The 25,828-nt window shown below is 45.7% G+C and carries 22 protein-coding genes and 1 other RNA gene; 9 read left to right on the forward strand and 14 right to left on the reverse strand.

All coding sequences use genetic code 11. The features are described 5' to 3' along the window. Nucleotides 1-252 precede the first annotated feature (252 nt). From GA693_RS08745 to ssrA, 5 genes are all read right to left on the reverse strand, one after another. Nucleotides 253-1,224, reverse strand: a complete 972-nt coding sequence (locus GA693_RS08745; RefSeq protein ID WP_096902610.1) for a YagK/YfjJ domain-containing protein — start codon at nt 1,222-1,224, stop codon at nt 253-255. Nucleotides 1,225-1,648: 424 nt separating this feature from the next. Further along, entirely contained in the window at nt 1,649-3,544 is a 1,896-nt protein-coding gene (locus GA693_RS08750; protein ID WP_160241055.1) for a hypothetical protein, read from the reverse strand. A gap of 33 nt (nt 3,545-3,577) precedes the next feature. Beyond that, entirely contained in the window at nt 3,578-4,348 is a 771-nt protein-coding gene (locus GA693_RS08755) for a hypothetical protein (RefSeq protein ID WP_160241054.1), read from the reverse strand. A 265-nt stretch (nt 4,349-4,613) separates the two neighbouring features. Continuing rightward, the gene (locus GA693_RS08760; RefSeq protein ID WP_160241053.1) at nt 4,614-5,753 is read right to left on the reverse strand and encodes a tyrosine-type recombinase/integrase; all 1,140 of its coding nucleotides are present in this window, start codon (nt 5,751-5,753) and stop codon (nt 4,614-4,616) included. A gap of 182 nt (nt 5,754-5,935) precedes the next feature. Then, nucleotides 5,936-6,295: a transfer-messenger RNA gene (gene ssrA / locus GA693_RS08765) on the reverse strand. 132 nt (nt 6,296-6,427) lie between these two features. Between ssrA and glpK the strand changes: the two genes are divergently transcribed. Continuing rightward, nucleotides 6,428-7,912 (forward strand): glycerol kinase GlpK, encoded by a 1,485-nt coding sequence (gene glpK, locus GA693_RS08770; protein ID WP_160241052.1) that lies wholly within the window; start codon nt 6,428-6,430, stop codon nt 7,910-7,912. 121 nt (nt 7,913-8,033) lie between these two features. Here the strand turns inward: glpK and GA693_RS08775 are convergent, their stop codons facing one another. Continuing rightward, nucleotides 8,034-8,531: a thioesterase family protein gene (locus GA693_RS08775; RefSeq protein ID WP_034597877.1), complete on the reverse strand. Its 498-nt coding sequence runs from the start codon at nt 8,529-8,531 to the stop codon at nt 8,034-8,036. 108 nt (nt 8,532-8,639) lie between these two features. Between GA693_RS08775 and hemB the strand changes: the two genes are divergently transcribed. Then, nucleotides 8,640-9,653, forward strand: a complete 1,014-nt coding sequence (hemB, locus tag GA693_RS08780) for a porphobilinogen synthase (RefSeq protein ID WP_160241051.1) — start codon at nt 8,640-8,642, stop codon at nt 9,651-9,653. Nucleotides 9,654-9,669: 16 nt separating this feature from the next. Further along, nucleotides 9,670-10,794 carry a glycine oxidase ThiO gene (gene thiO / locus GA693_RS08785; protein ID WP_160241050.1) on the forward strand — a complete coding sequence of 375 codons (1,125 nt, stop codon included), beginning with the start codon at nt 9,670-9,672 and terminating at the stop codon, nt 10,792-10,794. Between the two features lie 67 nt (nt 10,795-10,861). Here the strand turns inward: thiO and GA693_RS08790 are convergent, their stop codons facing one another. Then, nucleotides 10,862-11,311 (reverse strand): ABZJ_00895 family protein, encoded by a 450-nt coding sequence (locus tag GA693_RS08790; protein WP_034598225.1) that lies wholly within the window; start codon nt 11,309-11,311, stop codon nt 10,862-10,864. A 407-nt stretch (nt 11,312-11,718) separates the two neighbouring features. Here GA693_RS08790 and GA693_RS08795 point away from each other — a divergent pair, with 407 nt between their 5' ends. From GA693_RS08795 to GA693_RS08805, 3 genes are read left to right on the forward strand one after another with little or no spacing between them, the layout of a single operon-like run. Further along, nucleotides 11,719-12,969, forward strand: a complete 1,251-nt coding sequence (locus tag GA693_RS08795) for an exonuclease SbcCD subunit D C-terminal domain-containing protein (RefSeq protein ID WP_160241049.1) — start codon at nt 11,719-11,721, stop codon at nt 12,967-12,969. A gap of 9 nt (nt 12,970-12,978) precedes the next feature. Continuing rightward, complete coding sequence (locus GA693_RS08800; protein WP_160241048.1) at nt 12,979-16,584, forward strand: AAA family ATPase; 3,606 nt, start codon at nt 12,979-12,981, stop codon at nt 16,582-16,584. A gap of 3 nt (nt 16,585-16,587) precedes the next feature. After that, on the forward strand, nt 16,588-17,685 hold the full coding sequence (locus GA693_RS08805) for an acyltransferase family protein (RefSeq protein ID WP_160241047.1): 1,098 nt from the start codon (nt 16,588-16,590) through the stop codon (nt 17,683-17,685). Nucleotides 17,686-17,730: 45 nt separating this feature from the next. On the opposite strand, the gene GA693_RS08810 is transcribed toward GA693_RS08805, so the two are convergent. Next, nucleotides 17,731-18,417: a YggS family pyridoxal phosphate-dependent enzyme gene (locus tag GA693_RS08810; protein ID WP_005179764.1), complete on the reverse strand. Its 687-nt coding sequence runs from the start codon at nt 18,415-18,417 to the stop codon at nt 17,731-17,733. A gap of 123 nt (nt 18,418-18,540) precedes the next feature. Between GA693_RS08810 and GA693_RS08815 the strand changes: the two genes are divergently transcribed. Together GA693_RS08815 and GA693_RS08820 are read left to right on the forward strand one after the other, a co-directional pair. Continuing rightward, the gene (locus GA693_RS08815; protein WP_160241046.1) at nt 18,541-19,578 is read left to right on the forward strand and encodes a type IV pilus twitching motility protein PilT; all 1,038 of its coding nucleotides are present in this window, start codon (nt 18,541-18,543) and stop codon (nt 19,576-19,578) included. Between the two features lie 27 nt (nt 19,579-19,605). Next, nucleotides 19,606-20,724 carry a PilT/PilU family type 4a pilus ATPase gene (locus GA693_RS08820; protein ID WP_005179770.1) on the forward strand — a complete coding sequence of 373 codons (1,119 nt, stop codon included), beginning with the start codon at nt 19,606-19,608 and terminating at the stop codon, nt 20,722-20,724. Between the two features lie 73 nt (nt 20,725-20,797). On the opposite strand, the gene fur is transcribed toward GA693_RS08820, so the two are convergent. After that, nucleotides 20,798-21,235, reverse strand: coding sequence for a ferric iron uptake transcriptional regulator (gene fur / locus GA693_RS08825; protein ID WP_005179771.1), 438 nt, complete (start codon nt 21,233-21,235; stop codon nt 20,798-20,800). Nucleotides 21,236-21,347: 112 nt separating this feature from the next. On the opposite strand from fur, the gene GA693_RS08830 reads away from it, so the two are divergent. Then, nucleotides 21,348-21,746 carry an outer membrane protein assembly factor BamE gene (locus tag GA693_RS08830; RefSeq protein WP_005179773.1) on the forward strand — a complete coding sequence of 133 codons (399 nt, stop codon included), beginning with the start codon at nt 21,348-21,350 and terminating at the stop codon, nt 21,744-21,746. A 42-nt stretch (nt 21,747-21,788) separates the two neighbouring features. Here GA693_RS08830 and GA693_RS08835 read toward each other — a convergent pair whose 3' ends face one another. From GA693_RS08835 to GA693_RS08855, 5 genes are all read right to left on the reverse strand, one after another. Then, nucleotides 21,789-22,112: an RnfH family protein gene (locus GA693_RS08835; RefSeq protein ID WP_005179774.1), complete on the reverse strand. Its 324-nt coding sequence runs from the start codon at nt 22,110-22,112 to the stop codon at nt 21,789-21,791. After that, a complete protein-coding gene (locus tag GA693_RS08840) occupies nt 22,112-23,194 on the reverse strand; it encodes a hypothetical protein (protein ID WP_127800517.1) in 1,083 nt (360 codons plus the stop codon). The genes GA693_RS08835 and GA693_RS08840 overlap by 1 nt, the downstream gene beginning before the upstream one ends. Nucleotides 23,195-23,360: 166 nt before the next feature. Continuing rightward, nucleotides 23,361-23,816 carry a bacteriohemerythrin gene (locus tag GA693_RS08845; protein ID WP_005179777.1) on the reverse strand — a complete coding sequence of 152 codons (456 nt, stop codon included), beginning with the start codon at nt 23,814-23,816 and terminating at the stop codon, nt 23,361-23,363. A 256-nt stretch (nt 23,817-24,072) separates the two neighbouring features. Continuing rightward, nucleotides 24,073-24,921: a class II glutamine amidotransferase gene (locus tag GA693_RS08850; protein WP_075168090.1), complete on the reverse strand. Its 849-nt coding sequence runs from the start codon at nt 24,919-24,921 to the stop codon at nt 24,073-24,075. A gap of 86 nt (nt 24,922-25,007) precedes the next feature. Further along, nucleotides 25,008-25,820, reverse strand: coding sequence for a GNAT family N-acetyltransferase (locus GA693_RS08855; protein WP_160241045.1), 813 nt, complete (start codon nt 25,818-25,820; stop codon nt 25,008-25,010). Between the last annotated feature and the right edge of the window lie 8 nt (nt 25,821-25,828).

Below are 25,828 nucleotides of genomic sequence, written 5' to 3' on the forward strand. Positions count from 1 at the left end.
AATCGAGCAGTCTTCTATTTGATCGATGTAATTAGAACGGACTTATCACTTGATAAATCCAATTCCTGATTGATTCATATTGATGTTATATAACTGAAATATGTTTCAATCAGTCTTAGGAAACTTAGATCTTATGATGCTAGTAGCATAGCTTTCATCTCGCGGTAGTCGCATGATGCGTTTAAAACCACTTTTGCGGTTTATTCAAGATGGCTTTTTTGAGTAATAATGTATAAATCAAAAGTGCTGTGTTCAGCCTTTTTTGATCCCTCGTCTGCTGTCTATTTCAAATTTTCCATGCCCAAAAGTTTGCATACCCTTAGTAGTCTTTACCCTCAACCTTTGGCTTTCTTTGGTTTCCTTTGTGAGATACAAGCCAACTGTGAGTAATTTCTCCAAATCGCCTTCCACCTCCCGTGACAGTGTGCCAATGCCTATCTCATTACCCTGCATTATCAATTGGTTGATATATGCTCTATTATGCAGATTGTAATAAGTCCCTTGTTGGTTAGTCAGTTCAATCCACTTCTCACCAACTTGCTGTGCCAGATATGAACCTTTACGATGTTTATCCGCACTATAGATCAATAGCAAATGTACGTGATAACCACCATTTTCTGTTCCTTGCTCCATTGCCCAAGCGTAACCATGTAGATTTTCAAAACAGGTATCTTGATTTGATATGCGATTTCGCATCTTCTCAAAATGCTGATAAAACTGTTTAATATTGATGTCTGTCTGAGCTTCTTTTGTATATTTCAAATCCACCCGTACCACTAGTATCCGTGAATAATGCTTAAAAAGCTTCGTGAGATATTCCGCAAGACTTTTTGCATTATCAACTTCCTGTAAATGAAACTGCTGAATATCTGTATAGATACTGCTCTTACAAAGCTGAGCCTGTTGCAGTAGTTCCTGTAATTGTTCAGGTGTCAGTGAAAGTACAAAGTCATAGTTATCAGCTGTTTGATCATCTGATCCTATAGGTTGAAAAGGACTATAGCGTATCCCATCTAGTATTAATTTCAGCTTGATGAATGCTTGTAGGTAATCGCAGTAAAACAAATCTATATCATAGATAAGATCAAATTGCTCCAAAAGGTATTTGAAGTACGTCAATTGTTCAGAATAAAGTCCACAACTAATAATTTCTTGTGTGAATTTTTCAATATCCAATAGAATTTGGCTTTCTGAAAGTGGTTGATTTTGTCGTTGAGATGTCATTGTGTGAATTTCCTTTAGTTGGTTCATCTCATCAGTCACTTATGTATTTTTTTATTTTGAAAGCTATCTTATCTTGTTGTACCAATATTCAGTCAGGTATTGAATTCACTTACTTTTATGAGTTTGGGTTGAAGGCTTGAATAAATCTATGATTGCTCCGATTACGTATAGATGAATATGTGTTCACTATCATTAGTTGATGCAATTGAAATCGTATAGTTTATTGAAATCACGGTATCATCAGATAAATGTGTTTTATTCTTTCTGTGAGTTATTGATAATCCTAAGCTTTATTTGTTTATATTATAAACTACCGAATAAGACATACTAGAAAGACACCTCAATAGTTCCTAGTGGCAAGGGCGGTGTTTCTTAAATACCCCCATATTACGGGCTATATGGGGGTGGTTGAGTTAAGCTAAAGTTAAGTCACTGATTCGTCAATTGTTAAGCTTAGTTTTGTTGTATGTTCTTCCAGTTTCAATGGCATTTTTTTAACTGTGGATCTTAAAGCTTTCTTACTCACAGACTCTTTTTTAACAAACAAGTTTGTTAAATATTGACTCATGCTGAGTTTGTATCTTTGATTGGACGAGACATCCTGTAAAAAAATAGCCTGCGAAATAAAAAATGGAATAAGATCAGAAATGACTAATTTGTCATTAGCCATCTTACTATTTTTGATAAATAGATATTTCACTGCCAATTGTTCATGTTTTGGAATCAAGCTAATACTATGTGCTAAATCTTCAAGCTGACCAAAATTCATTTGGTTTCCTCGCTTTTTCATTTCAGCTTCTACAGTTTTTGTCCATAATTCTACAACATGCTCACTGAGCTTATTTTGATTTTCCGCTAATTCAGCACTATCAAAAATCAATACAACATCCAAAGAAACACTTTGATGCTTCTTACATTCCAATAGAATATGTTGAACATCCTTAAAGTGACGTTCTTTACCTGATAACCTCGTTTTAAATTTATTAAAAAGTGACATTAATCCTTCTTTTACATTGGAGTCACTTGGCAGATTAAATTGCCAACGCATAAGAATGCGTTCTTGATCAAAAGCCTTTTGCCACAACTTTGCATTTGCATACTTTAGATATGTTAAAGGTTGCTTCATTTTCTTTTGATACTCTGCGACCAATACTCGCGCCTTTTTCATCAAGTCATTAAGCTTTTGAACTTGCTGGTGATGCATCTTCAATTGTGAAAGATCGGACTGATATTCTTCATTAGGACGAGATTCAAACATCTTAGTAACCAAAATCCAATAACCTGATTGAATACTCAGCTCATTTAACTTATTTTCAATATCTTGTGTATGAAAGTCATAAAGTAAAGAAAGATACTGCCCCCCAACAACAGACATTTCTTCAGGATTACATTCTCGTTTTGGTACTACTGCAAAATAGGGATTTGAAGCACTTAGTAAATTATCGATAAAATGTTCAAACCTGACCAGAAAACTTAGAAGTTCTGCATCAAGAATCTCATTTTTAAATAATATTTCAGCCCAAGTGACACGTTGCTTATTTTTAATTTCAGTTTTCCATATGCCATTTTTCTCATCCAAGACGTAATCAATAAAGTCTTTCAAAATGGGGATTTTTGATGGATTTATTAGATCTTCATCTTTAGGTGCACCAACATGAAGCTTTTCTATTTTGAAAATAGGTTTACTTTGAAATTTTGGTCTAGGTTTTGATTCAACAATGTCAGCCAAAGGTAAATTATTGGTAATATCAAATTTTTCACTGTAGAAAGAAGTTTGGTTAACCTCAGTCCTTCTTTGATATGTTACAGGCCCTTCATTCACTTGAGATTTTTTTCTTCCTGACTGATTTGAATTTTCTGTCTTCTGTTCACCCCTACAGCGACTATATTTTTCCTGTTTTTCAGGTGTTGCTAATTTAGTCTGAATTTTTTTAGGGTAGGTTGATGATCGATAAACAAAGCTTACTATAGATGGATGTAAATCCTCATGATGTTTCTGGAAATATAGATACTTACTAGAAATAAATAAGTATTTAATCCCCCAATACTCTAATTTTTGCCTGTCTTCATTACTAAAAGAATCATCTATTCCAAACTTTAATTCAGGTTGAAGCTTTCTTAATTGCTCATTCCAATTGATAATTTTAAAAATAATATCGTGCTGATAGTCTTGAAAAGTGGAATGGATACTTTGCTCAATCTTATCCAAATCTTCTTTGGAATAACATAATTCATTTAAATCCCTATGATTACGCCATTCGTTTATTTTTTTTGTGTAAAGTGGATTCAACCACTCATTTAACAACACTTTATCAGACAATCTATGTTGCAATTTTTCATTAAATTCTGCTAGCTACGATGATTCAGTCAAAGTCAAAGATTGCAAAAAAATGACTACATGGAATCGAAAGCCATATATCCCATCATCTTCAAACTTCACATAAAATCGTAAAGTATCCGACTGTTGTTTCAGAATATCATTCAGCGCATTCTCTAATAGAGGTTTTAACAAAACAGCATTTTCTCGCCAATTTTCAATCGCATCCCCTTTGAACTGATCCGCTTCAATTTCAATATCAAATGCTAAAAAGTATGCACTCTGGGTATTTTTTAAAAATAGCTGTACGTCTTCAAATTGATATTGATATTCTAAATCTACATCAAATCGCGCTTCATTTTTGGCTAATAATTTTAGCTGTTCTCGTACGGGGTACACTTCCTTTAACCAATGGGTCAGTTCATTGTCACCATATTTTTTTAGTACCAAATTTCGATATTCACGTAACCTCAAATCAGAGTATAGCTTCCTACAATCTTGTGAGTATTCTGTTATTCCAAAATTTCCAAGCACTTCATCTTTGACTATTAACTTATCTGATTCTGTTTGAAAGGACGCAAAATCATTTACAGAAGGAGGCGTAGCTTCGACGGACAATTGGTAAAAATAATCTTCACAATTACGATACCATCGAATCAACTCTAAGGAATTTGAAACTGGTGATGAGATGATATTAAAACAACCATCCTTATCAAAAATAGAATGTGAATAGCGGAGTTCCATAATCTTAAATAAATCACTGCTCCGCACGAAGGAAGAATTGCTCAAATAAGTAGTATTAGACACGCTGAAATACCCTAAGTTATTGTTTTATTATTCTATAATGAATCATTTACTCTTTTTTTACTACAGCAAACTCAGGTTTTTATCGCAGCAATTTTTTACAGATACAACAGCAAATTTTATAACTTACAATAATCATTGCACTCAATTACAACATGCTAGACAAGTATTTCCACCAACCAATATTTCTATCAGACATAAAAAATCCCCCTTGAACCAATATGCTTCAAGGGGGATTTCAGTTTATTTAGTCTTGTATAAATTAATATCAATATTCTATCCATATTTTAACCTGCTCTCCATACCACTCCATCAATCTCACCCGCTCATCCCAATATTGCGCTCGGTTATATGCCGAGCGAATTCTATTCTGGGGCACATGTGCAAGCTGGCGTTCAATGGCATCTGGATTAAACAGATTCGATTCGTTTATAACTGTACTGAATAGCGATCTAAAACCATGTGTGGTCATTCGTCCCGCATAGCCTGAACGTTTGATCACAGCCAAAATAGACTCGCTACGCATAGGTTCTTTGTTATTTAAACGATGTGGAAATAGCAGTTCCTGATTATGGGTAAGCCTCAAAGCCTTTAGCTCAGCAATCATCATGTCCGTCAACGGTACACGATGCGGAAGACGGTTCTTCATCCGCTCTTCAGGGATATCCCACTTACGTCCTTCTAAATCAAATTCTTCCCAACGTGCTTGCAGCAATTCACTAACCCGAACCCCTGTCAGCATAATCAGAATAATGGCATGATGTGTCTGAGCATCACTTGGGTATGCTCTTATCTTTCTTAAAAATTCAGGCATTTCAGAGGCTGTAAGCGAAGCCAGGTTTTTGACTCTTTTGTTCTTAAGAGCATAAACCAGATCACCTGCCGGATTATCATAACGATAGCCATGCGCAATAGCATACTTCATGACCATGCCGCAACGAGATAAGGTCCGTTTTGCAATTTCAAGCGAGCCTCTAGCTTCGATCTTCTTAATGATCTGCAGAATCTCCGGAGCCTGAATTTGATTAATACGCTTATTAGCAAGAGCAATATAAAGCTCATCCAATGAAGCTCGTACATTACTGATATGTTTGGATGACCAGGTTTCTTTTTGATTATTGAACCAATCTTCTGCAACTTCTTTGAAATAGGGCTTTAAGTCTTCATGCAATACTGAACGTGAGTATCGATGCTTAAGCTCGTATGCAAGTTCCCTTGCCTTTTTTAAACTTAAATCTGGATATGGGCCCAGCGATTCAGACTTACGCTCACCATGGACAGTGACGCGCACATTCCAATATTTTTGACCTTTGGTGGTAATGATTAGAGATAAACCATGAGAATCTGAAAGACGATACTGTTTGTCTTTCGGCTGTGCTTTTCTGCATTTAGTATCTGTAAGTGGCATGTCGATTACCCATAATTGATGTATTAATTTCTGGGTAAATTTTCCCAATATTTACCCGCAAAGAGCAAATATGGGGTCAAATAGGATCAGATAATATCGGACAAACAGGCATAAAAAAAAGCCTTTAAACATTGAGTTTAAAGGCTTTTTTAGATTCCGATGGATTACTTCGGAAAGAATTTTGGTGGAGGTGGCGGGAGTTGAACCCGCGTCCGCCAACACTACGCTCGAGAATACTACATGCTTAGATATCGTCTATTGTTTTAACACTTTAAGACCCGACGAACAGGGTTCAAAGTGCGATCCTCTAAATTTGGTATAAAGCCCCGAGGCTTGGCTCTATACGGACTTGTGTGCGTTCGCTTCGGTCGGGTTCACTGACCACAAGTATTCAGTGAAGCGGACAAGCGGCCCTTAGGCAGCTAGAGCGTAAGTTTCGTCGTTTGCGACTATTTAAATGCAAATTTGATTTACGAGAGAAAATGCGCTCTCGGCATGCATCTATGAGTTTCATCATCAGCGTCGAAGCCAATAACACCCCCAGACTACAGCGCCATCATAGCATAAAAGTTGAAAATTACGAGATCATTTCACAACTATTCACCGCAAGATCTGCGCTTAATAACATAATTGCGCTAATATTTTAAATTTCAAGTCAGATAACAGTATAAATTATGACTTATTTACTCGCCCTGGATCAGGGCACGACCTCAAGTCGCGCGATTATTTTTAATGAACATGGGCAGGTTCAGGCCAGCGCGCAACGCGAAACCCAAATCAACACCCCGCAATCCGGCTGGGTGGAACAGGATGCCCAGGAAATCTGGAGCAGCCAGATGGCTGTGGTGCAACAGGCGCTGGCGTCCGCACGGATTCTGGCCAAAGATATTCATGCCATTGGCCTCACTAACCAGCGGGAAACCACCATCGTCTGGGACAAACGCAATGGCCAGCCCTTGGCTCCGGCCATCATCTGGCAAGACCGGCGCGCAGCCGACTGGTGTAATCAGCTGCTGCAACAGGGACTGCAACAAAAAATACAGCAGACCACCGGATTATTAATTGACCCTTATTTTAGTGCCGGCAAGCTGGTCTGGTTGCTTAAGCATATTCCCGGTCTGGCCGAACTGGCAGCGCAAGGTCATGTTGCCTTTGGTACCGTCGATAGCTGGCTAATCTGGAACCTGACCCAAGGCGCCGAGCATGTAATTGAAGTCAGCAATGCCTCACGCACCATGCTCATGAATTTACAAACCCAAAGCTGGGATGAAGAACTGCTGCAACTTTTTCAGATTCCCGCTTCGGTCTTACCGAAAATTATCAGTTCCGACCATTATGTGGCCGATACCGCTGCCGGCTTACTCGGCGCCCGAATTCCAATCAGCGGCATTCTGGGCGATCAGCAATCGGCCCTGTTCGGCCAGTCCTGCTTTGAGCCGGGCATGGCCAAAAACACCTATGGCACCGGCTGCTTTATGCTGTTTAATACCGGTTCGACACTGCAATACAGCCAGAATAAACTGCTCAGCACCTTGGCCTGGCAATGCCAGAACCAGACCCATTATGCGCTTGAAGGCAGTGTGTTTATGGCCGGTGCGATTGTGCAATGGCTACGCGATGGTTTGGGCATCATTCAACAGAGTGCCGAGGTCGAACAGCTGGCCAGTCAGGTCCGCGATACCGATGGCGTGGTGCTGGTGCCGGCTTTTACCGGTCTAGGTGCGCCGCATTGGGACAGTGATGCACGTGCCCTGCTCTGCGGTATGTCGCGTGGCACTCACAAAGCCCATATCGCCCGGGCAGCGCTTGAAGCAATTGCCTTTCAGGTGGCCGATGTTCTCAGCGCGATGCAGTCAGATATTCAGCAACCGCTCAAAGAATTACGGGTCGATGGCGGCGCCAGCTGTAATGATATGCTAATGCAGTTTCAGGCCGATCTGCTCAATGTGCCAGTGTTAAGGCCGCAAATGCGAGAATCCACCGCTTGGGGCGCAGCGGCAATGGCCGGGCTTAAATCCGGGGTGTTTAACAGCCTGAATGATATTGCTGATAACTGGCAGCTGGAACGCGCGTTTGAACCCGGCATGGGAGAAGATCAGCGTCAGGCACATTTGCAAAAATGGCAACAGGCGCTAAAACGTGCCCGTTCCGATCTTTAAACGGCACACGCCCCGCGAAATCGCTCAAGCTTGATTTTTACGCTATTCACCGCGACTGATCCAAATAAAAAACAGGCCCGATTGAGCCTGTTTTTTTTATCTGCCAATCAATCCATTTGGATTAATAAGCATAAGACGCAATTGCGGTGGCAATAGCTTTATGTTCATCATTAACCAGAGTCATGCGCATGGTACAGCCTTTACGGCCCAAACGCAGGGTTTCAGCACGGGCCGTAAAATATTTGCCTCGCCCCGGCGCCAGATAATCCACCCGCATATCCACCGTGGCCAATCGGGTCACTTTCTTGATGGTATCAGGTAACTGCTCCGGCTCGGTGCGCTTATACAGCTCGCCCATCGCCACAATCCCGCCCACACTGTCCAGAATTGTCGCAGCAACCCCGCCATGTAAAATCTGGAAAGCCACATTGCCAATCAGCTGCGGCTGCATCTCGATATAGGCTTCAATCTGCTGATCCACCACGCGCATCTGCATGCCGTTATGCTTGAAAAATGGTGAACTGTTAAAGGCCTGACACAATTGCTGTAAGACGACATCAATATCTACTTTCGAACCCAAATGAATGCCTCCGGTCCACTTTTTTGCCATATCGCTCATAAATTGGCCAATTACCTTAAATTGAGAAAAAACGCATGTATTTTGCCCCACAATCCTGTTTATGGGTCTACAATATTGCCTAGTTTAATACTGATCAGTGAGATTGTTATGACTTATACGTTCAATCGTCCCGCATTTCCTGCCACTCGTATGCGTCGTATCCGTAAAAATGACCAGCTACGTGCCATGGTGCGAGAAACCCAGCTCACGGTTGATCATCTCATTTATCCAGTATTTGTTTTACCCGGTCAAAACCAGACCCAAGATATTCCAAGCATGCCCAACATTCAGCGCCTGTCGGCCGATCTGCTGCTGAAAAAAGCCGAACGCCTGCTGGAACTGGGCGTGTCTAAACTGGCGCTGTTTCCGGTCACCCCACAAGAAGATAAAAGCCTGACCGCCGAAGCCGCCTGGCGCGAAGATGGCCTGGTACAAAGTACGGTCCGTTTACTGAAAAAAGAACTCCCGGAGATGGTGCTGATTACCGATGGCGCCCTCGATCCGTACACCACTCATGGTCAGGACGGCATTATTGATGACAGCGGTTATGTGCTGAATGATGAAACCGTAGCAGCCTTAATCAAGCAATGCTTAAGCCATGCCGAAGCTGGTGCCGATGTGGTGGCACCAAGCGACATGATGGATGGCCGTATTGGTGCTATCCGTCAGGCACTGGAAGCACAAGGTCATATCTATACCAACATCATGGCTTACTCGGCCAAATATGCTTCCAGCTTTTATGGCCCGTTCCGGGATGCCGTCGGTTCGGCCAGCAATTTAAAAGGCGGCAATAAATACAATTACCAGATGGATATTGGCAACCGTGCAGAAGCGCTGCATGAAATCGCGCTGGATATTCAGGAGGGCGCCGACATGGTCATTGTCAAACCGGGTATGCCGTATCTGGATATTGTCCGTGTAGTCAAAGATACCTTTGCTGTGCCAACCTTTGTTTATCAGGTCAGTGGCGAATACGCGATGCTGGCTGCTGCCATTCAAAATGGCTGGTTATCCGACAGCGTGATCATTGAATCGCTGATGAGCTGCCGCCGTGCCGGTGCCGATGGGATCTGGACCTACTTTGCAGAAGAAGCCGCACTCAAACTCAAAGACATGAAATAAGGATATTGCCACTGCAATGAAGCACATTGCCATGATTGGCGCCGGCATTAGTGGACTGATGTCGGCGCTGGAGCTCTTGGAACAGGGCTGCTCGGTCAGTATTTTTGATCAGCAGCAATCCGGTCAGGCAGCCTCCTGGGCCGGTGGTGGTATTCTCTCTCCAATGTATCCGTGGCGTTATCCGGCTGCGGTAAATGTGCTGGCGCAATCAGCCAAGACTGAATATCTGCGCTGGAATGCTAAACTTCAGCCTGACACCGGTATTGATTTTCAGATCCATGAAACCGGCATGCTGATTTTTGATGAAAGCGATTTTGACATTGGCCTGAATTTTGCCGAGCAGTTTCAGCAACCCATGCAGCAGGCAAAGCATCTGCACAGCGCCGAACTGCATCAGCTGAATCCGCATATTTCCGCACAGTTCCAGCAGGCCATCTATTTCCCGCAGCTGGCCAATGTGCGTAATCCGCGTTTATTACAGTCAATTCTGTGCTATTTAAAGCAGCATCCACGGGTGCAGCTGTTTGAACACTGCCCGATTGAACGCCTAGAACTGCACGGTCAGCAGGTATGCGCTATTGTCGATCAGGCCGGACAGCGTTATCAGGCCGATGACTATGTCTTGACCACCGGGGCCTGGTCAGCGCGCTGGGCCGAGCAGCTTGATGTACAGATTCCGGTACGTCCGGTGCATGGACAAATGGTGCTATTTAAAACTCCGGAAAACTGGCTGCCCACCATGTGCATGAATCAAGTCATGTATCTGATTCCGCGTCAGGACGGCCATATTGTCTGTGGTTCCAGTATGGCAGAACAGGGCTTTGATACCCGTTTGAATACCGATACCACGGCCCATATTCTGGAGGCCAGCTATGCCATGGTGCCAGCTTTAAAAGACCTGCCGATCGTCAAGCAATGGGCCGGTTTACGCCCGGGCTCACCAGACGGCGGTATTCCCTATATTGGCTTGATGCCGGAGTTTGACAATCTATGGGCCAATTTTGGTCATTTCCGCAATGGCTTATGTATGGCACCAGCCTCTGCGCGTTTGCTACGTCAACTGCTGTTGGGCCAGACCCCGGATGTATCTCCTGAGGCTTATAGTCCGGCCCGTTTACAGCGCGCTGCCCTGGCCAGTTAAGATTGGAACAATTCCCCTACCCGAGATGAGGCGAAGGGAAAATACGTCAGATGATTTAGCCCTGATGCTATGAACCAAACATTTTCGCCGCCATCCGCTGCGCCTGTTTGCCATAAAACCAGTACGTCAGCAGATACAGCGGAATGGCAATTAATAACCACATAATCACCACCACGCTTAAAAATTGCGGCTGCTGTAAATACAGCAGAAAATCCTGCCAGATGGTTGGATTCTGACGGGAAAAAATCCAGATGCCGAGTAATAAAAAGGCCAGATTATAGCCCCAGAAAATCAGGCTAAAACCTAAGGTCAGCTTTTTACGCTCGGCCTGAGACGGTGCGCGCTGCTGCTGTTTTAAAAATTTAAACAGCACCCAGATCATGGCAACCAAGTAAGGCACTGCGGTTAAAATGCCGCCCACACCTGCCGGTAACAATGCAGCCAGTACCCCGCAGATACAGGTAAAGATCAGACAGAAAAATAAAAACCAGAGAAAATAACGTGTTAGAGAAATCATTAAACTGTCTACCTGAGCCATAAGCAACTAGTATAAAAAAAATTAATTTTTTTTGCATGATCCTGTCAACCGTTGTGCCCGAACAGGCGTTATATAGGGCACAAGCTTCATCTCCGGCGAATTTGTAACGGCATCCACAAATTTTTCGGGAAGCTTTGCTAAAGCAATAAGCGAATGTGAATCAAGTTTTTGTATAGCAGCCAAATGCTTTGTTCATCGCACTTTTTATTTGGCCGACGATTTATCATCACTCGAATCGTCGGCTTTTATTTGTCTGGCCTTTGCTGGTGAGCAGCACTCATCTTCAGGACAATAAAGATTAAACCTTAGCGTTTTATACCGGTACAGAATTTTAAATTTCGCCCTCAGCTATAGTATGCTTGCCTAAAGCAAAACAGGTTGATGACATGGCAGTGCATTTTTTTCATACGTCAGATTGGCATTTGGGGCAATTTTTCCATAACCACGATCGTGAATATGAACATGCACAGTTTTTAGACTGGTTATTAGAACAAATCCAGGAAAAACAGCCGAATGCCCTGTTTATTGCCGGGGATATTTTTGATGTGATTAACCCGGCCTCCAGCGCGCAGCGCCAGCTGTACCAGTTTCTGGCCGATGCCCACGCCATTGCACCGCACATGCAGACCCTGATGATTGCCGGCAACCATGACTCCGGCTACCGCATTGAACAGGTGGAACCGTTGCTGGCCAAGTTTAAGGCCAAGGCGGTTGGGGTGATTCAGCGCAATGCCGACAACCAGCTGGATCTCGACCGTTTACTGGTACCAATTTATGATGCCGAAAACAAAGTTATTGCCTGGTGTCTGACCCTGCCGTTTTTGCGCACTGCGGAAATTACCGGACTGAATGAGCAGACCCAGAACGCCCAGAATGCGATTGCCTATTTACATCAGCAGTTGATTGCCGAAGCCAAACGCCGTAAAACGGAAGATCAGGCACTAATCCTGATGTCACATGCGCATATGCAAGGCGGCGAAACTTCAGATTCAGAACGGCCGATCATTATTGGTCATGAAGAAGCACTTTCCACTGCCCTGTTTGATGATGTGATTGACTACGTCGCGCTGGGCCATCTGCATAAACCACAAAAAGTCCAGCATTCACATATCCGCTATAGCGGCTCTCCAATTCCGCTGTCTTTTAGTGAAATCCAGTACAAGCATCAGGTGCTCGAGGTCAAGATTGACCCGCAGGCTGCGCCCGAACAGCGCCTGCAACTGGGCTCACTGCTGATTCCGCGCAGTGTACAGCTGCACCGTATTCGCGGCAGTCTGGATGAAGTGTTTCAGCAACTGAAAGCCCTCCCGCAAGGTACGGTGGAACGCATCTGCCAGCGTGATTATCTGGAAATTGAATACAGCACCGATGTACCACCACCGGTCGATTTACGCCAGCAGATTGAACAGACCTTACCGGAACAGCGCTATCGCCTGTTACGCATTTGCCGGGTCTACACCCCACAGGAAGATCAGGCCGCAGATCAGTCCAAAATTGATCTGGCCCCGCCCACACCGGACAGCTTATTCAAACAGTTGTGGAGCAAAATGGGCTATCAGCCGGATGCCTCGGTCGAGCGAGATTTTATGCAGCTGCTGATTGAAGCGCAGCATAGCCTTGAACAAGAACAGCCATAAGGATCAGACATGAAAATTTTACGTTTAAGTCTGAATAATCTGGCTTCTATTGCCGGCACCCAGGACATCAACTTTGAAAGCGCACCGCTGGCTCATGCCGGCCTGATTGCGATTACCGGAAAAACTGGGGCCGGTAAATCGACCCTGCTCGATGCCATGTGTCTGGCGCTGTATGACCAGATTCCGCGCTTAAACGGCGCTGCCGGGGCGCTTAAAGATGCCAGCGGTCAGGGCATCTCGATTAAAGATTCTAAAAATATTCTGCGCCGCGGCTGTACCCAAGGCTTTGCCGAACTGGAATTTATTGCGCTGGATCAAAAGCGTTATCTGGCACGCTGGGAAGTGCGCCGCGCCCGTAACAAGGTCGATGGCAATTTAAAAGTCGAACGCGCGATTACCGCTGTGGAAGATCAGCGCGTGCTGACCCAGAAAATTTCGGAATGCACCCCGACTGTTGAAAAGCTGATTGGCCTGAGTTTTGAGCAGTTTACCCGCGCCGTCTTGCTGGCCCAGTCTGAAGTGGGTGCGTTTTTAAAGGCCAAAGATCAGGACCGCGCCGACTTGCTGGAATATCTGACCAATTCCCATATTTTCAGTCTGGTCAGTCAGAAAGCCTTTGAAAAAATCCGCCAGATTCGCAGCGAAAAAGAACAGTTACAACAACTGATGGGGCATATTGAGTTGCTTAGTGATGAGCAGCTGCAAACCCTACAACAGCAGCATGCCCAGAGCAAACTGAGTCTGCATGAAAAACTGCAAAGCGAAAAACTGCTGTTGAATGATTTAAGCTGGTACAAGCAGCAACATCGTCTGCACAGTGAAATTCAGGCCAAAAAAGAATTTTATCTGGTGCAGGTCGATGCCAACCAGAAAATGCAGCCGCAGCGTGACCTGCTGGCGCAGCTGGACCAGTTTCAGGAAATCCGTGAACAGTATCTGCAGCAGCGCCAGCAACAGTTGCAACAGCAACAGCTGGCGCAGCAACTTGAGCAATTCCAGCCGGAATTTCAACACTGTGAACAGCAGCATCAGCAGGCACAGCAGCAGCTGGAACAATTGCAGCACAGCGCGCAACAACAGCAGAAAGAACAGCTACAGTTACAACCCGTGTTAGAACAGGCACTACAGCTGGATGGCCAGATTGAGCATCTGATTCAGCGCTATAAAGAAGCCGATGCCCAGCTGAAACAGATTCAACATGAAAAAATTACGCCACTAACCACCCAGCAGCACGGCCAGCAACAGCACTTACAGCAGTTGCATACGCAATTAGAACATCTGGAACAGCAATCGGTCCAGCATGCCTTTCTGGCAGTATTTGACCGTGAGCCGCACAGTATTCTGCAACGCTTGCAGCAATTCCAGAAACTGCAGCAACAGCTACAGCAGCAGGCACCGGTACATGCGCACAGTTCACTGGCCCAGTTGCAACAGCAGCTAGATGATGTAAAACAGCAACAGGCCGATGCGCTCCAGCAGGCCGGCTCAATGGCTGAACTGGAACAGCAAGCCACAGAACTGGAACAGCAGCAGGTACAATACCAGCAACACAGCCAGCAGCTGGAACAAGCCCTGTTCCTGTTACAACACATGCTGAACGAGCAGCAGGAACAGCAGCAATTACAGCAGCACATGACCCAGCTTCAGGCCGAGCTAAGCAGCTTGCAACAGGCGCAAACTGAAGCACAGCAGCACTACCAGAATGCCCAGACGGCACGTGAACAGCTGGAACAGATTTTTGCCCAGCAGCGTTTATTGCAGGCACAAAGTGTGCAGGAGTTGCGTCAGCAGCTGCAAGCAGAACAGCCGTGTATGGTCTGCGGTAGCACTGAGCATCCATTTGTCAGTCATCAGGATTTGCTGGAATCTGCACTGCAGTCGGTGCAGGACACCCAGTTACAACAGGCCCAGCAGCAGGAACAGCAGTGCCAGCAGCAGCTCCAGCAATTACAATTGCAACATTCCAAACAGCAAACCCTGCTGGAACAGAAACAGCTACGCTCTAGCCAGCTTCAAGACAGTGTGCAACAGAAACTGCAGCAGGTTCAAAAGCTCAGCCCAAGCACACAGCTGGATGATACAGCACACGATCTGACCGCCTTGCAGACCACACTGCAACACAAGCTAAATCAGCAGCAACAGCAGTTACAGCAGCTAAAAACTCGCCAGCAACAGCTGAAAAGCCAGACCCAGCAGCTGCAACATTTGCAGCAACAGATTCAGTCCCTGCAGTTACTCTGTCAGCAATTCCAGCAGCTGGAACAACTGATTGAACCGGTTACCCAGGCACTGGAACCGGCCCAGCAAGCGCAATGGGCGAACCAGGCCGAGATGTGTCAGACTCTTATTGCCCTGCTGAGCAGCCGGACTCAATACCTGCAACAGCGCGAGCAATGCCTGCAACAGCAGCAGGAATTACAGCGCCAGATCAAAGACGGCGAACAGCAACTACAGTTTTATCAGCAGCAACAGCAACAGCTGAGCAATGACCTTACCCATGCACAAACTCAAGGCAGCCAGTTGCGCCAGCAGGTACGTGATCTCAGCCAGCAACATGCTGGACAGGTGCTGGATACCGGCAAAGCCTGGCAGCAGCTGTTACGAGAGCAGCAGCAACAACTCCAGCAGCAGGTAGAACAGCAACACCTGCACTGCCGTCAGCTGGAACAGCAATTCCAGCAGGCGCAGCTGAAACAGCAAGACCTGCATACACGCCAGCAGCAGCTTCTGGAAAGTGTACAGCAGCTACAGCACAACATTCAGCAGTGGCAAAGCCAGCATCCACAGTTCACTGCCGAGAAGATTGAGCAGTGTCTGGGTATTGATCTGGCCAGCTGGCAGGCCATGCGTCAGGCCATCCAGCAACAGCAGCAAGCCATGCTCAGTGCACAAAGTGCGCTGGATGTATTGCAGGAGCAATTCCAGCAGCATCAGGCCCAGCAACCAACTGCCAGCTATGATGAGGTGACCACCCAACTGGAACAGCTGGAACAAGAAAAAAACAGCTTGCAGGAGCAGTTTAACCAGCTGGAAACCCAGTTACGCATGCAGCAACAGGCGCAGGCACAACTGTCCAAATTCCAGAGCCAGATTGAAAAAATTCAGGCTGAAGAATATCGCTGGGGCCGGATTGCCGATTTAATTGGCAGCAAGGAAGGCACCAAATTCCAGAAAATTGCCCAGGAACATCATCTGGATATTCTGGTGGAACATGCCAACCAGCAACTGCAGCCACTGGCGCCGCGTTATCAGCTACAACGTATTCCCAACAGTCTGGGCCTCGCGATTCTGGATCATGACATGAATGGCGAAATCCGGCCGGTACTGTCTTTATCGGGGGGTGAAACCTTCCTGGTATCACTGGCGCTGGCACTGGCCATTGCCAATATGGCCTCCGGCTCCATGAAACTGGAATCGCTGTTTATTGATGAAGGCTTTGGGACGCTCGATCCGGCCTCGCTACATATGGTCATGAATGCGCTCGACCGGCTGCAAAGCCAGGGCCGTAAAGTGGTGCTGATTTCCCATATTCAGGAAATTCACGAACGGATTCCGGTCCAAATTCAGGTCAAACCAATTGGTGCTGGGGCCAGTACCCTGCAGATCGTAGGCTAGACCATGTTCTGGCACTATCGTCCGCTCTCGCCGCAGCTCAGCCTGCAGCTGGAAAGCCTGCGCGGATGGAGTGCCATTCTGGTGCTGTTCAGCCACTGTTTTCAGGCCTTTATTGGTCCGCTGGATCAAACCCTCTATTCGGGTGTGCGTCTGCTCGGACAAGCCGCAGTGATGATGTTCTTTGTTCTAAGCGGTTATCTGATTGGACATTCCACCCGTCACAATATCCATCGCCATCGACAGTTTTCAGGCTTGGCCTATAGCCGGCAACGCTGCCAGCGTATTCTGGGACCATTTTTATTTGCCATGTTGCTGACCTTGTTATTGTATGCACTGGCGCCCTATTTCTTTGCATCCGGCTCCCATAACATTGAGGCGAGCCAAAGCTTTATGATCCGGCACAGCTATGACATTAGTGCAGCCGATTTTCTCGGTTCACTGTTTTTCGTCAATGGTTTTGTAACGCCGACCGTATCGGCCAATGCTGCCCTCTGGAGCCTGAGTTATGAAGTCTGGTTTTATGTTCTGGCCGGTTGTCTGGTGACATTCAGACCTGGGAGCATCCTGCTGTTTTTAACCCTGCTGCTTGGCTTAAGCCTGCTCAATATCCAGTTCCTGATTTATTTTCTGGTCTGGTTGTTGGCTTTTGCTTTTGCCAGTCCGGCATGGAGCAAACAGATTCCAGCCGCCCAACTGCACTATTTTAAATCCGGTTTTCTGCTCTTGGCGCTGCTGATTGCCCTGTTTGATGCCTACCAGTTTCACTCCATTTATCTGGCGCAGTACTATACTGGCGAAAATTTCAGGCTGTTTAACCTGTGTATCGGGATTGCAGCGGCCTGCTGGCTGCTACAACTGGCGCGTGGTGAACGGCAGATTCAGGTGATCTGGCCGGCTTCCGCGCAGTTTTCCTATACCCTGTATATCACCCATTTCCCGTTGCTGATTTTTATCCTGGGCTGTTTTCCGTTTACGCTGCAGCACGGTTTAGGAGTAGCTCTGCTCAGCCTGATTATCACAATGGCGGTGCTGATTGGTTTTGCCTGGCTGGTGGCGCAAAAACTGGAGCCACCACGCCGGATTGAACGACACTTGTCCTAAGCGGACTGTGATGTCAAACAATAAGCTGAATATTGTGATGCAGCATTATTTCGAATAATCGCGCGCACCAAATAATGCCGTACCAATCCGCACCATGGTCGAACCTGCGGCAATTGCTGCATTTAAATCACCGGACATGCCCATACTTAACGTATCCCAATCTGCAGGCTGTGCATGTTGCGCCTTGACCGTATCAAACAGTTGTTTGGCATCCTGAAAGGCGGCAGTGTTATTTGGTGCCGGAATCACCATCAGGCCACGTAAACGTAAATTCGGCAACCGACTGATCTGCTCGACCAGCGCCGGTACTTCGCCAGGGCTACAGCCATCTTTGCTATCCTGTCCATCAATATTGACCTGCAGGCAGATATTCAGTGGCGCCTGCTGATCGCTGCGCTGATTGGACAAGCGCTCAGCAATAATCAGCCGGTCTACCCCATGCACCCAGGCAAATTTTTCAGCCAGATGTTTGGTTTTGTTGCGCTGCACATGGCCAATAAAATGCCACTCAATCTCTAAATCCTGCAGCGCCTCAATTTTTTCCAGCGCTTCCTGTAAATAGTTTTCGCCAAAGGCTCGCTGTCCGGTCTGGTACATTTCCTGCAGCACAGCACTCGGATGGGTTTTGGAAACCGCCAGCAGCTGGACCTCTGCCGGGTCACGCTGCGCCTGCTGACAGGCATGCTGAATTTGTTCTAACACATGTTGACGCGATTTTTGCAGGCTATTCATTGATGCGGTTCTCATTTTCATTCATCTTTTTTACTTTGCCCTCGTGCTAGGTGTTGGTTAAGCTGAGGGAAAGCCGTATTATTCTAACAAAATAATTAAGATTTATATGATCTCGGGGAACTTATGGATATTACAGAACTATTGGCCTTTTCGGCAAAAAATGGGGCATCGGATTTACACCTGTCGGCAGGCATGCCGCCACTGATTCGTGTGGATGGTGAAGTACGCCGCATCAATTTGCCCGCCTTGGAACATAAAGAAGTCCACAAGCTGGTCTATGACATCATGAACGACAAACAGCGCCGTGATTATGAAGATAACCTGGAAACCGACTTCTCGTTTGAAGTCCCGGGCGTGGCGCGTTTCCGTGTTAACGCATTTAACCAGAACCGCGGTGCCGGCGCGGTGTTTCGTACCATTCCCTCTAAAGTGCTGACCATTGAAGATTTGGGAATGGGTCAAATCTTTAGAGATATCTGTGACTATCCACGTGGTCTAGTGCTGGTCACAGGGCCGACGGGTTCGGGTAAATCGACCACCCTGGCGGCAATGATTGACTATATCAATGACAACCGCTATGACCACATTTTGACCGTGGAAGACCCGATTGAATTTGTGCATCAGTCTAAAAAATGTCTGGTCAACCAGCGTGAAGTGCATCGTGATACCCACGGCTTTAATGAAGCACTACGTTCGGCGCTGCGTGAAGACCCGGATATTATTCTGGTCGGTGAGATGCGTGACCTGGAAACCATCCGTTTGGCACTTACCGCGGCAGAAACCGGTCACCTGGTCTTTGGTACCCTGCATACCACCTCGGCGGCAAAAACCATTGACCGTGTGATTGACGTCTTTCCGGCCGAAGAAAAAGATATGGTGCGTGCCATGCTGTCTGAATCTTTACAGGCGGTCATTTCACAAACCCTGCTCAAGAAAAATGGCGGTGGCCGTGTGGCGGCGCATGAAATCATGATCGGGATTCCGGCCGTCCGTAACCTGATTCGTGAAAACAAGGTTGCACAGATGTACTCGGCCATTCAAACCGGTGCCAACTACGGTATGAGTACGCTGGACCAGAGCCTGAAAGCCCTGGTCAGCCGTGGCGTGATCAGTCCACAGACCGCGCGTACTGTGGCGAAACAGCCAGAATCGTTCCTCTAATCGTGTGCAGGAAGCCAGGACAGCGCTATGGACTTTAATGATTTATTGAATTTAATGATTCAGCAAAAAGCATCGGACCTGTTTATTACGGCCGATGTTGAGCCTTCCATGAAAATTAACGGCCAGATTGTGCCAGTGGCCAAATCCAAACTGACCGGGGAAATTGTCGGCCAGCTGCTCAACTCGATTATGACCGACAAGCAGCGCAAGGAATTTGCCGATACCCGTGAATGTAACTTTGCCATCACCAACCGTGATAAAAGCGCACGTTTCCGTGTCAGCGCTTTTCAGCAGCGTGATGAACCGGGCATGGTGCTGCGTCGGATTGAAACCAAAATTCCGACCATGGAAGAACTGAAACTGCCACCGATTTTAAAAGATCTGGCCATGACCAAACGTGGCATCATCATCTTTGTCGGGGCAACCGGTACCGGTAAATCGACCTCTTTGGCGTCAATTATTGGTTATCGTAACCAGAATTCCAAAGGTCATATCATCACCATTGAAGACCCGATTGAATTTGTGCACGAACACGCCGGCTGTATTATTACCCAGCGTGAAGTAGGCATTGATACCGATTCGTTTGAAGTGGCACTGAAAAACACCTTGCGTCAGGCCCCAGATGTGATCCTGATTGGTGAGATCCGTTCACGTGAAACCATGGATTATGCAATTGCCTTTGCCGAAACCGGTCACCTGGTATTTGCCACCCTGCACGCCAACAACGCCAACCAAGCCATTGACCGGATTATCCACTTCTTTGAGGCTGACCGTCATGGCCAGCTGTTTATGGATTTATCACTGAACCTGAAAGCCATTGTGGCACAGCAGCTGATTCCTACTATTGATGGCAACTCACGTCGTGCCGCGATTGAACTGCTGATTAACTCGCCACTGGTGTCCGATTTAATCCGTAAAGGCGATGTGCACGAAATTAAAGACCTGATGAAGCGTTCACGTGAGTTGGGTATGCAAACCTTTGACCAGGCCTTGTATGACCTATATAAAGCCAAGCAGATCAGCTACAAAGATGCCCTGAAACATGCCGACTCGCCAAACGATTTGCGTCTGCAAATCAAGCTGTCGGAAGAAGGCGGCGAGCGTTTAATGCATGCCACTTCAAATATTACCTTCGACGGACAATAATTTTAGACAAAAAAACAGGCTGATCTTCAGCCTGTTTTTTTATGAGTTGATTTATTGATTGGCTATTTTGCGCTTATTTTTTACGGAACGCTTCGCGGCATTCCGGCGCATCGCAGTAGCCATATAAATTCAGTGAGTGACCGGTCAGTTCAAAACCAAACTTTTTCGCCACTTCATGCTGTTCGTGTTCAATCACGTCGTTGGTAAATTCCACCACTTTATTACAGTTCTGGCATACCAGGTGGTCGTGGTGATCTTCCTGCATAATTTCAAAAACCGAATGATTATTTTCAAAATTATGACGCTCGATAATCCCCGCGGCTTCAAACTGTGTTAACACGCGATACACAGTTGCTAAACCCACATCTTCACCCTGTTCGAGTAAAGTCTTGTAAATATCTTCCGCGCTTAAGTGATGTTGTCTTGAATTTTCTAATAATTCCAATATTTTAATTCGTGGAAGTGTAACTTTAAGGCCAGCTTTGCGTAGATCTTGATTTGAAATAGGCATGAAAAAAGGTCTCTCAACAAAATTAAAGTTGGAATATGCAACAAAGTTAAGATGCAGTATGATCTATGCTTGGATCGAATGCATCAATAATTAATTGGGATAGTGTAGCAAAATGCAAAAAGTCATGTTGACGTTATTCGTCACTTCATTGCTCATGGGTTGTTCGACCTTGGGCGTTTATAAAGTAGATATTCCTCAAGGCACCCCCTTAACCCAAGCACAAGCTGCAAAAATTCAGGTCGGCATGAGCCACCAACAGGTCCGCTTTTTGCTGGGTAGCCCAACCATTTCAGATCCAATGAATCCTTTACGTTGGGACTATATTTACCATTATATCCCAGGAACCTATGCTAAAAAAGCCAAGATTCCCGCTGCACAAGGTCAACACTTAAAAATCTACTTCGATCAAACCGGTATTGTGCAGAAAATTGAAGGTTTAGAAACCATTCCTGAACAGCAACCAGGCTTACCGGGTTCAAAAGAAGCAATTTTAACCGCGCCCCCACTATAGCCCCTTTCAGATAAAAAGAAACCCCTCAGTGAGGGGTTTTTCTTATGAACTCAATTGCTTAAAGCGATTGCCTTTGGCATAGCGGCCCACCGGGTTTTTCGCTGCTCGTTTGCGGCGGATATCTTTCGGATTAATGGTCAGCGGCCGGTAAATCTCGACCCGGTCACCCGGTTGCAGTGGCTGCTGCGCATCGGTTAAACGGCTACCAAAAATTCCCAGTTGCAGCGGTTCAGGCAAACTGACCTGTTCGCTAATCCCGCTCTGCTGAATCGCATCCAGCGCAGTCATGCCATTTTGATACGGCACTGCCAGATGAAACTGCTGTTCGGCTGAGGCAAAAGCCACCCAGACATACTGCGCAGTCATCAGAACATTTGTCCAATCACGGCCAGCAGCGCAGCAATAATTGCCAGTGGCAAGACAATACGGATGGCAATACGCCACAGGTTATAAAAGGCTTCACTGCTGAAGTTCATGGATTTACGCAAATGACTGATTTTCATGATCCAACCGGCGAAAATCGCATAAATCAGACAAATCACCAGGCCCCAGATCATCAGCAGCGGATTTAACACACTGGCCAGACCTGGAATGGCCCAGATCAACGTGGCTGCCAGCAGAATGATCCATTGAATTGCCACTGCAATCTGACGCTGTGCCAACTGTTCACGTGCCAGTTGCAGGATGAGCGCAGCAGCCATCACCACAGCAAAAGCCAGCGCAAAAGCGGGTAGCTGAGCAGTCGCGGCAAAGAAAGCAAAGGCAATCACGGCCAGTAATTGCGCCAGCCAGATCGGGAACACGGTTTTGGTCGCCACCTGTTGCTGTTGTACCGCCGGCAAACTGGTTTGCCAGTACAGACCCAGACCTAGGCCACTGGCCACCAACGCCAGTACTGTGGCATTGCCCCACTCGCCAAACTCAAGCGCGGTCATTTGCCATTCAGCAACCGGAGCACCCATCACTTGCGCCAGAATAAAGGCAGCAATCACACCGACCGCAGTCAGGCCAAGCAGCAGCAGACGCGAAATAAAAGACAATGCCAGGGCAACCAGTGCCAAGCCAATAAAAATCCACAACGGTAGAATCGTTGGCAGTGCCAGCTGGGTCAGCATTTGGCTGACATTAAACAGCATCGCGCCTGCTAAAAATGGAATAAACACCGCGGCCAGCCAGCCCACCAGACGCCACTGTGCAGAGGCATCGGCATCACGGGTCAAACTGGATAGAGCCTGCAAGGCTGTAGTTTTTGAGCGCTTGGCCAGCGCAATTTCCATATAGGTCAATGGCAAGGCCAGCACCAGCATGGTACCCAACCACAGCAGCCAGAAGTCCAGTTGACGTTCCAGCTGAATGCCAGTGACCGGTGCCAGTGTGGCAATCAGAATAAATGATAAACAAAATGCCATCAGCGGCGATAACCATCGTGACATAGCATTGTCCTGCATGATGCTTTCCTAATAAAAATCTATCGCTATTTTGCCCTTGTCACCCGGGAAAATCAAAAACTAAAAAAGAAAAAGCAAACCATTGCCATCAATGGTTTGCTGCGCTAGTTTTTAGTCCAATATTGTTGTTCTCTGGTTTTATTAATTGTGCAGTAATTTATTCTGTTTATGAGAAGAAACGGGCAAACCAGTTTTTACCTTTTTTCTTTTCTTTTTCCTGAATAATACCCATCATATTTTCTTTTACAGCGCCAACATAATCTGCATCATCATGCTGAATATGGTTAATTAACCATTTTGACAACACTTCGTGCAGTTCTCCTTCAATGGAATGCCCCATTTCAAAGCGTTCACGATACGACTCGATTTTTTTAATAAATAAGTCATGTACGCGTTTATGTGGTACGCGGTATTTATAACCGGCTTCTTCTTGTAAAGATTCTTCAAAGGTAAAATGAGACTGGGTATAGTCAATAATATTATCGAGAATCTGTTTAATACGGGCACGATCGGTATTTTCACCAATCTCGACAATTTCGTTAATATAATCAAGAATACGTTTATGTTGGTCATCAATCACATCGATGCCAGTATTATATTCTGGAATCCACTTCATTTTCATACGACCACCCCTGATTCAAATGATTTATAAGCTTTGAGCATAGTAGCCATATTTAATTTAAAATAAAAATGAAGTGATTTACTTGGGATTCCTATTTCTGCCAACAAATTCACACAAATCCTTGTTTTATAATGTTTATATTATTTTAACCTGAGCAAAAGAGTCAGTTATTATTTAACCGTTTTATTATTTTCTGCCGTATTTTTAGACTTAAATAAAATACGGCACTATTTAAAATAAAATATACAACAGTAGATTAATATTGATCGGCGCGGGTAATCCGTTTTAATTCCGGATTCAGACGTTCTTTTTCCAAACGTTCAATATAAGTCAGCTGTTTTCTGATCGGCTGTCCCTGCTGGAATAAAATCATTTCGCCGGGGCTAAAAGCCTGCCAGGTTTCATTTTGAGTCAACGGTTCAGTGGTAATCACCGCCACCCGATCTTCCGGTGTGGTAACCTGGCTAAAATCGACCTCGACATCAATATCAATTAATTGTGCCGGTTTAAACGGGTATTCACGCACCAGCCAGTGCAGTTTGGTGGTGGCATAGCTAAACAGCGCCTGACCATTAGACAGACAGAAGTTAAAGGTGCCATGCTCGGCAATTTTCGGGGAAATTTCGGTCAGCAGTTCAAAGAGCTGCTCTAAAGACGGTTCCACAAAACCGAATTTCAGTACCATCTGATCGAGCAAATAACAGAATGCCCGCTCGCTATCGGTATTGCCCACCGGGGTAAAATGACCGCTTAAGGCTGGATCAAAATGGTGTAAATCGCCATTATGGGCAAAAATCCAGTGGCGTCCCCACAGCTCCCGAATAAAGGGATGGGAATTTTCCAGGGTAATTTTGCCTTGCGTGGCTTTGCGAATATGCGCAATCACATTGCGTGATTTAATTGGATAGTTGCGTACCAGCTCGGCAATCGGTGATTCCACTGCCGACTGGTTATCGACAAATAAGCGGCAGGCCTTGTCTTCAAAAAAGGCGATGCCAAAGCCATCACTATGGTCGGAAGTTATGCCAGCACGTTGTGAAAAACCACGAAATGAAAAGGTAATATCAGTAGGTGTTGCACAATTCATTCCGAGTAACTGGCACATACAAGACTTCAACATCTGATTAAAACTGCATTTATTGTGCATGACTCTGTCAGGCCATGCAAATCACAATCGCTGCAAAGTTTTATTTATTCCACAATGTGGCGGGTATTTTTCTTGAGTACCATCTTTTTTAGCACCTGGTTCATTTCGACAAAGACAAAATAATCCAGACAGTTAAACTCCTGATCATAATAGGCTTCGGTGGACAGCTTGCCCTGCATTTTCAGGTAAATATCAAACAGCTTGGGAATCCGGCCCTGTTTCAGCGAAGTCATTTCAGAGGCCTGCGGAATATACGCCTGTTTCGAGGCAATGCTACAGCGCTGCTGTTCGCTTAACTGCTGGATATACTGATGGGTATGATAGGCACGCGCTTCATTGCCTTCTAAACGCACACTAACACAGCCAATCAAATAGCGGGCTTTCATGCTCCACAGTACTTTGGGCACCAGATTCAGCCATAAAATGGATAAGGCTTTACCGGCCCGATGCCGTGGATGCACGCAGGTACGGCCAATTTCCACAATATTGTTGAGATGCTTTAATTGCTCTTCAATGGCAAATTCGCTGGCACTATAACTTTGCGCCAGTTCATACCCCTGAAACAGTTTTAATCGGGTATAGGCCACAATTTCCCCACTGGCCTTATCCCTTAATACGGCATGTTCGCAGCCAAAATCGTAAACATCCTGATCCAGTCCATGCTCAAACTGCAAACCGAACTGGTTGGCAAACTGCTCGGCACGAAATTGCTGTACTTCTTTTAACTGTTTTAAATTTTCAACCCATTCAAAGCTGTATTCTGTTTTTGTTGTGGTTTTAAAATCATATTTGGTATGATTTTTTTTGCTTAAAGGAAAACTCAAATTTTGTCGATATTGATTGAGTTTGGCTAACATCGATCAGC

Origin of the sequence: Acinetobacter indicus (assembly GCF_009914475.1) — a bacterium.
In the GTDB taxonomy this organism is placed as follows: domain Bacteria; phylum Pseudomonadota; class Gammaproteobacteria; order Pseudomonadales; family Moraxellaceae; genus Acinetobacter; species Acinetobacter indicus.